The sequence below is a fragment of the Streptomyces sp. NPDC048650 genome (genome assembly GCF_043199095.1).
In the GTDB taxonomy this organism is placed as follows: Bacteria; Actinomycetota; Actinomycetes; order Streptomycetales; family Streptomycetaceae; genus Streptomyces.
Genome location: NZ_JBICVM010000028.1, coordinates 18,813 through 28,020, shown reverse-complemented (window position 1 = coordinate 28,020; position 9,208 = coordinate 18,813). Strand labels below are relative to the sequence as shown.

11 protein-coding genes are annotated in these 9,208 nt (G+C 69.8%); 10 read left to right on the top strand and 1 reads right to left on the bottom strand.

What is annotated here, in order from left to right:
• The 3 genes from ACGFML_RS37885 to ACGFML_RS37875 form a co-directional block, all read left to right on the top strand.
• Positions 1-129, top strand: a 129-nt coding sequence (locus tag ACGFML_RS37885) for an ATP-binding protein (RefSeq protein WP_393550471.1), incomplete at its 5' end; no start/stop codon positions are given.
• 575 nt (positions 130-704) lie between these two features.
• Positions 705-1,007 carry a DUF4193 domain-containing protein gene (locus ACGFML_RS37880; protein WP_016575747.1) on the top strand — a complete coding sequence of 101 codons (303 nt, stop codon included), beginning with the start codon at positions 705-707 and terminating at the stop codon, positions 1,005-1,007.
• Between the two features lie 14 nt (positions 1,008-1,021).
• On the top strand, positions 1,022-1,873 hold the full coding sequence (locus ACGFML_RS37875; RefSeq protein ID WP_393550464.1) for a hypothetical protein: 852 nt from the start codon (positions 1,022-1,024) through the stop codon (positions 1,871-1,873).
• Positions 1,874-1,885: 12 nt separating this feature from the next.
• Here the strand turns inward: ACGFML_RS37875 and ACGFML_RS37870 are convergent, their stop codons facing one another.
• On the bottom strand, positions 1,886-2,329 hold the full coding sequence (locus tag ACGFML_RS37870) for a DUF3093 domain-containing protein (RefSeq protein WP_393550462.1): 444 nt from the start codon (positions 2,327-2,329) through the stop codon (positions 1,886-1,888).
• A gap of 58 nt (positions 2,330-2,387) precedes the next feature.
• Between ACGFML_RS37870 and ACGFML_RS37865 the strand changes: the two genes are divergently transcribed.
• The 7 genes from ACGFML_RS37865 (at position 2,388) to kdpC (ending at position 9,174) form a co-directional block, all read left to right on the top strand.
• A complete protein-coding gene (locus tag ACGFML_RS37865) occupies positions 2,388-2,981 on the top strand; it encodes a PaaI family thioesterase (RefSeq protein ID WP_393550460.1) in 594 nt (197 codons plus the stop codon).
• A gap of 5 nt (positions 2,982-2,986) precedes the next feature.
• On the top strand, positions 2,987-3,499 hold the full coding sequence (gene dut / locus ACGFML_RS37860) for a dUTP diphosphatase (protein WP_393550470.1): 513 nt from the start codon (positions 2,987-2,989) through the stop codon (positions 3,497-3,499).
• 1 nt (position 3,500) lies between these two features.
• Positions 3,501-4,268 (top strand): DUF3710 domain-containing protein, encoded by a 768-nt coding sequence (locus ACGFML_RS37855; protein ID WP_393550458.1) that lies wholly within the window; start codon positions 3,501-3,503, stop codon positions 4,266-4,268.
• A 325-nt stretch (positions 4,269-4,593) separates the two neighbouring features.
• Entirely contained in the window at positions 4,594-4,683 is a 90-nt protein-coding gene (gene kdpF / locus ACGFML_RS37850; protein WP_018543380.1) for a K(+)-transporting ATPase subunit F, read from the top strand.
• 8 nt (positions 4,684-4,691) lie between these two features.
• A complete protein-coding gene (kdpA, locus tag ACGFML_RS37845) occupies positions 4,692-6,368 on the top strand; it encodes a potassium-transporting ATPase subunit KdpA (protein ID WP_393550456.1) in 1,677 nt (558 codons plus the stop codon).
• On the top strand, positions 6,365-8,506 hold the full coding sequence (gene kdpB, locus ACGFML_RS37840; protein ID WP_393550455.1) for a potassium-transporting ATPase subunit KdpB: 2,142 nt from the start codon (positions 6,365-6,367) through the stop codon (positions 8,504-8,506). The genes kdpA and kdpB overlap by 4 nt, the downstream gene beginning before the upstream one ends.
• The gene (gene kdpC, locus ACGFML_RS37835; protein ID WP_393550453.1) at positions 8,503-9,174 is read left to right on the top strand and encodes a potassium-transporting ATPase subunit KdpC; all 672 of its coding nucleotides are present in this window, start codon (positions 8,503-8,505) and stop codon (positions 9,172-9,174) included. The genes kdpB and kdpC overlap by 4 nt, the downstream gene beginning before the upstream one ends.
• Positions 9,175-9,208 lie beyond the last annotated feature (34 nt).

Genomic DNA, 9,208 nt, shown 5'->3' with positions numbered 1-9,208 from the left:
GGCAGCGACAAGGGCGTGGGACTGGGGCTGTCCATCGTGCGCTCGGTGGTGCGCGCCCACGACGGGACCATCACGGCCGAGCCGCGCGAAGGCGGTGGGCTGGTGATGCGGGTCGTGCTGCCCTTGTGAGACGGCCGCGGCGCCTGTGGGGCGCGGCGCGGGCGACGCGTGGCGCCCACAAGGGCCGCGACGGGGGCTGTGCGGCCGCTGGAGGCGGCGCGAGGCCCGACGGGTGGATTCGGACATGCTTGCGTCAGGTCGCCCCTCGGGTGGCCGCACATCGCCTCGCCTCCGGTTTGACGGGAAGGGCCGTGACCAACGATCCTTCGCCCGAGTTCGCTTTGCGCGGAATTCATCCGGTCCTCCCGCCGCTTTCGACGTGTGTGATCCCTCACAGGCGCGAATTTCCGGCCATCAACGCTGTGTGATCAAAATGCCTGGTGGAAAGCCGGGAAAATCCGGGTTTCCCGGGGGCCTGATCACGGGAAGTACACGTGATGGGCTGCGCGAGGTGCGACTTTCGGACCGTGTACGGTCCTGATCGCCATCCAAACCGATCACCTCTTCAGGGGTGCGGTTGGGTGTCGATTGAGTAACAGACCTTGATGTGAGGCAAAATCTCCGCCTCAGGTCGGGCACAAGTCCGGCCTCTCACGCGTTACGAGCGCTGAGACACCGCAGACACCCAGAGGGGGAGAGCGAAAATGGCTACGGATTACGACACCCCACGCAAGACCGATGACGACCTCAACGAGGACAGCATCGAGGAGCTGAAGTCGAGGCGGAACGACAAGTCCGCCTCAGCCGTCGACGTCGACGAGTTCGAGCAGGCCGAAGGCCTGGAGCTGCCCGGCGCCGACCTGTCCAACGAAGAGCTCGCGGTGCGCGTGCTGCCCAAGCAGCAGGACGAGTTCACCTGCATGAGCTGCTTCCTGGTCCACCACCGCAGCCAGCTGGCCGCGGAGGACAAGAACGGCAACCCGATCTGCCGCGACTGCGCGGCCTGAGAACGGTCGACGCCGTGCCAGGCGTGAACCCGTTCCGTAAGGGACCCAGGGGCGAGAGAGGACCGGCGGCAGGCGCACGATCACGCAAGGAAACCGCGCCCGTGCCCGCCGATCCGACCGCCCTTCCCGCGGAGCGGACGACCGATGCACAGCAGTGGGGGCACCTCCCGCTCGAGCGGAGCCGAGAGCGGGGGAGAGGCCGCATGGCCTCGCTCGCGGCCACGGCCGCCCGGAGCGCCGGCGTGCGGGCAAGGCTCGCCGCGATCGCCGACCGGATCATCGACACCGCGCCGCGGATCCCGGTCCGCGACCTCGCCGTCCTGCGTGCGCAGTTCCCCGGACTGACCCCCGAGGAACTGGCCGACCGGCTGGTCGCGGGTGCCTGCAAGGGCACCGCCACCGTCGGTGCGGGCGTGGGCGCGGCGGCCATGCTGCCCGTACCGCCCGCCATGCCGTACGAGCTGGCCGCCGAGATCGTCGGCGTCGCCTCCGTCGAGCTCAAGCTGATCGCCGAGCTGCACGAGGTCTACGGCCTGCGGCCTCCGGGGGACCTCAGGCGCCGCGCGATCGCCACGCTGACCTCCTGGACCGAGGAGCGGGGCATCGAGATCACCCACCCCGCCACGCTGGACCTGGCGCTCGGCGCACAGATGCGCCGGGAACTGCGTCAGCAGGTCATGAAGCGCACGCTGCGCAACCTTCCCAACCTCACACCGTTCCTGGTGGGCGCCGCGGTGGGCGCGTTCATGAACCGGCGGGACACCAGACGGCTCGCGGACAAGATCCGCGAGGACCTGCGCACCCGGCAGGTCCCCTGGGACGCCCTCCCGGACACCGGACGGAGTGGGCCGCCCCCGAGGGGCTGACCCGCACCGCCGTCAGGCCCGTACGGCCGCCAGCGCCGCCACCAGGCGCTCCGGCTCCCGCGTCGAGAGATAGGCGTACGGCGTCGGGTCGTCGGGGTCGGTGATCTCCACCCGCACCGCGGTGCGGATATAGCCGCGCAGCAGCATGAAGGCCCGCGCATCGGCCTTGTGCGTGCGCCAGGCCATCGCCTCGTCGGCGTCCAGGGGCCGGGCCTCGCCCAGCGCCGCCACCGGGATCTTCGCGTCGCCGGCGATCAGAGCGTCCCCCACCACCCGGATCCGCGCCGAGCCGTACGAGCTCACCGCCACCGCCGACAGCGCGGCGCCGCCGATCAGCCCGCCGAGCATCGGCAGTGTCCCCACCGGGAGCAGCATCAGGGCACAGGCGACGCCGACCAGTGCGGCGATCACCCACCAGGACCGGGGCGCGGTGAGACGTTCTTCGTACGACTGCATGGCTCCAGCTTGGCACGGCGGCGCGGGCCCGTTACGTGCGCGGGTATGGTCTGCACTCGTGAGTGGAACTGACGAACCCAGGACGCGGCTGACGCCACCGAAGGAGGCCGTCGCCCCGGTGCGGCACCCGGAGGCGCCGGCGCCGGGAGAGCTCCTCGGCGCGCACTACGACCGGTGCTTCGGCTGCGGCACGGGCCAGCAGCACGGTCTGCACCTGGAGGCGCGGGCCGGCGACGGCGTGAGCGTGTCCGCCGAGTTCACCGTCAAGGAGGCCCACCAGGGCGCGCCCGGCCTGGCGCACGGCGGGGTGCTGGCCACCGCGCTGGACGAGACGCTCGGCTCGCTGAACTGGCTGCTGCGGGTGATCGCGGTGACCGGCCGGCTGGAGACCGACTTCCTGCGGCCGGTGCCGCTGGGCACGGTGCTGCACCTGGACGCGCACGTCACCGCGGTGGCCGGGCGGAAGATCTACTCGACGGCCGAGGGCCGGATAGGCGGCCCCGACGGCCCGGTCGCGGTGCGCGCGGAGGCCGTCTTCATCGAGGTGAAGGTCGACCACTTCATCGACAACGGACGGACCGAGGAGATCCAGGCGGCGATGGCCGACCCGGACCAGGTCAAACGAGCGCGTGCCTTCGAGGTGAACCCGTGAGCCAGGTGTCGAATCCCGTGGATGTGCTGCTGCGCCGACTGGACCCGGAGGTGCCCGTCCCGGCGTACGGACATCCCGGCGACGCGGGCGTGGACCTGGTGACCTGCGAGGCCGCCGAGTTGGCCCCGGGGGAGCGCACGGTGCTCCCCACCGGGGTGTCGATCGCTCTGCCCGACGGGTACGCGGCCTTTGTGCACCCCCGCTCGGGGCTCGCCGCCCGGTGCGGACTGGCCCTGGTGAATGCCCCCGGGACGGTGGATGCCGGGTACCGTGGGGAGATCAAGGTGATCGTGGTCAATCTGGATCCGCGCGAGAGCGTGCGGTTCGAGAGGTTCGACCGGATCGCCCAACTGGTCGTCCAGCAGGTCGAGAAGGTGCGCTTCCACGAGGTGGCGGAACTTCCCGGCTCGGCGCGGGCCGAGGGGGGATTCGGTTCCACCGGCGGTCACGCGGCGGTGGGTGGCTCCACGGGCGGGAATGGATACGCATCGGTCGGTGCCGACCGGGAAGGACAGTGACGTGTTCGGACGTCGCAAGAAGAACGAGGCTCCTGACGAGTCGGGGCAGGACACAGGGCTCGCCGAAGAGGCGGCGCTGAGCGACGCCGACGAGGACGAGGCGAGCGAGCAGCGACTCAGTCTCCCGCCCGCGCCCCGCCCCGACGGTCCCTGGGACTCGTCGGAGGTCAAGGACCCCGGCGAGGGCCGGGTGGACCTCGGCGGGCTGTTCGTGCCCGGTGTCGAGGGCATGGAGCTGCGGGTGGAGGTCGCCGGGGACGCGATCGTCGCCGCGACGGTGGTGCTGCAGGACAGTGCCGTACAGCTGCAGGCTTTCGCCGCTCCCAGGAACGAAGGCATCTGGGGCGAGGTCCGCGAGGAGATCGCCTCGGGCATCACCCAGCAGGGCGGTGTCATCGACGAGGTCGAGGGTCCGCTGGGGTGGGAGCTGCGGGCCCAGGTGCCGGTGCAGCTCCCGGACGGGACCAACGGCGTGCAGGTCGTGCGCTTCATCGGCATCGACGGCCCGCGATGGTTCCTGCGCGGTGTGATCTCCGGTCAGGGCGCGGTGCAGCCGCAGGCCGCCGGGGTGCTGGAGCACATCTTCCGGGACACCGTGATCATCCGTGGCGACGCCCCGATGGCGCCGCGCGACCCGATCGTCCTGAAGCTGCCGGACGACGCCCAGATGGTGCCGGACGGTGTGCAGCAGGAGCCGGCCGAGGGGTCGCGCTTCGGCGGTGGCGTGGAGCGTCTGGAGCGCGGACCGGAGATCACCGAGATCCGCTAGCCATACCGCGGCCGCGCCGGTGCATGATCGCGCCGGGTGCGGCTCAATAGTGACGGTGACGATGGGCCGGACACCCCTCAGGGGTGTCCGGCCCCTCGTCGTTTGTGCAGGTCAGGTCCGAAGGCGTAAGAAATCCGTCAACGGAGCGCTAATGGCCGTAAGGGAGGCGTCAACGGCGGTCGGACCGGGGCCGTGGGGAGCTTTGCTCTAGGAGTCCGAACTCCCCTCCCCTCTAGGAGCACACGATGGCCGACGTGGCCTTCGTCGCCGTCACGATCGCGGTCTTCGCGCTGGTGGCTCTCGTCGCCAAGGGGGTGACAAAGCTGTGACCGTCGAAAACATCGTCGGCCTGGTCGTGGCCGTCGCCCTCCTCGGCTATCTGGTCCTCGCCCTCGTCTTCCCGGAGAGGTTCTGAGCGCCGCCATGAGCCCCGTTCTCGCAGGTGTGCTCCAGCTGATGGCGCTCGTCGCAGCGCTGGCCCTGGCGTACCGTCCCCTCGGCGACTACATGGCCGCCGTCTACAGTTCCCCCCGGCACCTCCGTGCCGAGAAGGTCATCTACCGCTGCATCGGCGCCAATGCTGACGCGCAGATGCGCTGGCCCGCCTATCTGCGCGGCGTCCTGGCCTTCTCCGCGGCCGGCGTGCTCTTCCTGTACGTGCTGCAGCGGATCCAGGGCGGCATGCCGCTGTCGCTCGGCTTCGCGTCGATCAGTCCGGACCAGGCGTTCAACACCGCCGCGTCCTTCGTCTCGAACACCAACTGGCAGTCCTACAGCGGCGAGCAGGCCATGGGCCACGTCGTGCAGACCGCCGGTCTCGCGGTGCAGAACTTCGTCTCGGCCGCCACCGGCATGGCCGTCGCCATCGCCCTGGTGCGCGGCTTCGCCCGCTCCCGTACGGGCGACCTCGGCAACTTCTGGGCCGACCTGGTGCGCGGCACCGTGCGGGTGCTCGTCCCGATCGCCGTCATCGGCGCCGTCGTCCTGGTCGCCTGCGGTGTCATCCAGAACTTCTCCGGCATCCACGCGGTCGGCCAGTTCATGGGCGGCTCCCAGCAGACCAACGGCGGGGCGGTGGCCTCCCAGGAGGTCATCAAGGAGCTGGGCACCAACGGCGGCGGCTACTTCAACGGCAACTCCGCCCACCCCTTCGAGAACCCCGACGCCTTCACCAACCTCTTCGAGATCTTCCTGATCCTCGTCATCCCGTTCGCGCTGACCCGCACCTTCGGCAGGCTCGTCGGGAACGTGAAGCAGGGCTACGCGATCCTCGCCACGATGGGCATCATCTGGCTCGGCTTCACCGCCCTGATGATGTGGAGCGAGTTCGCCCACGGCGGCCCGGCCCTGCAGGCCGCGGGCGCCGCCATGGAGGGGAAGGAGACCCGCTTCGGCGTCGGATCCTCGGCGATCTTCTCGGTGGCCACCACCCTCACTTCGACCGGCGCGGTGGACTCCTTCCACTCCTCCTTCACCGCATTCGGCGGCGGCATCCAGCTGCTCGGCATGATGCTCGGTGAGATCGCGCCCGGTGGCACCGGATCCGGCCTCTACGGCATGCTCGTCATGGCGATCATCGCGGTGTTCATCGCCGGCCTGATGGTGGGCCGTACGCCCGAATACCTGGGCAAGAAGATCGGCACCCGCGAGATCAAGCTCGCCGCCTGCTACATCCTCATCACCCCGACCCTGGTGCTCGGCTTCACCGCCGCCTCGATGGTGCTGCCGGACGCCCTGGGCTCGATGCTCAACACCAAGGCGACGGGTGCCGGTTCGCACGGCTTCTCCGAGGTGCTGTACGCCTTCACCTCCGGCGCCAACAACAACGGCTCCGCGTTCGGCGGCCTGAACGCCAACACCCCCTGGTACAACACCACGATCGGTCTGGCGATGCTGCTCGGCCGCTTCCTGCCGATGGTGTTCGTGCTCGCCCTGGCCGGCTCGCTCGCCGAGCAGAAGCCGATCCCGGAGACCGCGGGCACCCTCCGTACCGAAAAGCCGCTCTTCGCCGGGCTGCTCGTCGGCACGCTCCTGATCATCACCGGTCTGACCTACTTCCCGGCGCTGGCCCTCGGGCCGCTGGCGGAGGGACTGTCATGACCGCCCCCGTGAAACCAGAGGAGCCCGGCTCCATGCCCACCGCCACCGCCACCGAGACTCGCGCTCCGCACCAGGACGTCCCCAGCGGGCACAAGCCCGGCGACGGCCGTGTGGGCGGCGGTCTCTTCGACCCCAAGCAGCTGGTCAAGTCCTTCCCGGACGCGATACGCAAGCTCGACCCGCGGGTGATGGTCAAGTCCCCGGTGATGTTCGTGGTCGAGGTCGGCTCGGTGCTGACCACGATCTTCGCCGTCACGTCCCCGTCGGACTGGTTCGGCTGGGCGATCGCGGCCTGGCTGTGGCTGACCGTCATCTTCGCCAACCTCGCCGAAGCCGTCGCCGAAGGCCGCGGCAAGGCGCAGGCCGACACCTTGCGCAAGGCCAAGACCGATACCGTGGCGCGCCGGCTCAACGGCGAGGCGGAGGAGCAGGTCCCCGGCACCGAACTGCGCATCGGCGACCTGGTGGTCTGCGAGGCCGGCGACATCATCCCCGGTGACGGCGACGTCGTCGAAGGTGTCGCCTCCGTCGACGAGTCCGCGATCACGGGCGAATCCGCTCCCGTCATCCGCGAGTCCGGCGGTGACCGCTCCGCGGTGACCGGCGGAACGAAGGTCCTCTCCGACCGCATCGTCATCAAGATCACGACGAAGCCCGGTGAGACCTTCATCGACCGGATGATCAACCTCGTCGAGGGCGCCGCCCGGCAGAAGACACCCAACGAGATCGCGCTGAACATCCTGCTCGCCTCGCTGACCATCGTCTTCCTGCTGGCGGTCGTCACGCTCCAGCCGTTCGCGATCTACGCGGGCGCCGAGCAGCCGATGATCGTGCTGCTCGCACTGCTGGTCTGCCTGATTCCGACGACGATCGGTGCGCTGCTGTCGGCCATCGGCATCGCGGGCATGGACCGGCTGGTCCAGCGCAACGTCCTGGCGATGTCCGGACGCGCCGTCGAGGCCGCGGGCGATGTATCGACATTGCTGCTCGACAAGACCGGCACCATCACCCTGGGCAACCGCCAGGCCGCCGAGTTCGTGCCGGTACGGGGCACGACCGAGGCGGAGGTGGCGGACGCCGCTCAGCTGTCCTCGCTCGCCGACGAGACGCCCGAGGGCCGCTCCATCGTCGTCCTGGCGAAGGAGAAGTACGGGCTGCGCGAGCGCCATCAGGGCGAGCTGGCGGACGCCGAGTGGGTGCCGTTCACCGCCCAGACCCGGATGTCCGGTGTGGACGTCGACGGCCGCAAGGTCCGCAAGGGTGCGGCGGGTTCGGTCATCGCCTGGGTCGAGGAGCGCGGTGGCACCGTCGCCGACGACGCCCAGCAGCTCACCGACACCATCTCGCAGGCCGGCGGCACGCCGCTGCTGGTCGCGCTGGAGGACGAGGGCGGCCCGCGTGTGCTGGGCGTCATCCACCTCAAGGACGTCGTCAAGGACGGCATGCGCGAACGCTTCGTCGAGCTGCGCAAGATGGGCATCAAGACCGTCATGATCACGGGTGACAACCCCCTGACGGCCAAGGCCATCGCCGAGGAGGCGGGGGTGGACGACTTTCTGGCGGAGGCCACGCCCGAGGACAAGATGGCGCTGATCAAGCGTGAGCAGGCCGGCGGCAAGCTGGTCGCGATGACCGGTGACGGTACGAACGACGCGCCCGCGCTGGCTCAGGCGGACGTGGGCGTGGCGATGAACACCGGCACCTCGGCCGCCAAGGAGGCCGGGAACATGGTGGACCTGGACTCCAACCCGACCAAGCTCATCGAGATCGTCGAGATCGGCAAGCAGTTGCTGATCACCCGTGGCGCGCTGACCACCTTCTCGATCGCCAACGACGTCGCGAAGTACTTCGCGATCATCCCGGCGATGTTCGCGGTGGCCTACCCGGGCCTGGACACCCTCAACATCATGCGGCTCTCCAGCCCCAACTCGGCGATCCTCTCGGCGATCATCTTCAACGCGCTGATCATCGTCGCCCTGGTGCCGCTCGCCCTCAAGGGGGTGCAGTACCGCCCGGTCAGCGCCGACAGGATGCTGCGTCGCAACCTCGCCGTCTACGGACTCGGCGGCCTGATCGCGCCGTTCATCGGCATCAAGATCATCGACCTGCTCATCTCTCTCATCCCCGGAATCGGGTGACCGCCGTGAACAACTCCGTAAGCAACACCGCCCGGTTGATCGGGGCGGGGCTGCGCGCCCTGCTCGTCCTGACCGTGGTCTGCGGGGTCGTCTACCCGCTGGTGGTCACCGGGGTGGCGCAGGCGGCCTTCCCGGGCAAGGCCAACGGCTCCGAGGTCGGCTCCCACGGCAAGGTCGTCGGCTCCTCGCTGCTCGGGCAGCGCTACGACAAGGGCCAGGACAAGGCCGGAAACCCGGTCCCGGACCTGAGGTTCTTCCAGCCGCGTCCGTCGGCGGGGCTGGGCAGCAACAAGACCAACGGGGTCAACACGCAGTACGACCTCCAGGTCTCCGGCGCCTCCAACCTGGGCGCCACCAACACCGACCTGATCAAGGCGGTGAAGGAACGGAAGAAGTGGGTCGCCACGACGTACGGGGTCCCGGAGTCGAAGGTTCCGGCGGATGCCGTCACGTCGTCCGGTTCCGGTCTCGACCCGGACATCTCCCCGGAGTACGCCCGGCTCCAGACCGCCCGGGTGGCCAGGGAGAACCACCTTCCCGCCGGCAGGGTGGCGCAGCTGGTCAAGGACCACACCGACGGGCGCACCCTGGGTTTCCTGGGGGAGTCGCGGGTGAACGTCCTTGAGTTGAACATCGCGCTGAAGGACCTGGCGCCCGGCCGCGGCTGAACGGACGACGCGGCGGGCGGCCCCCGGGGAGACC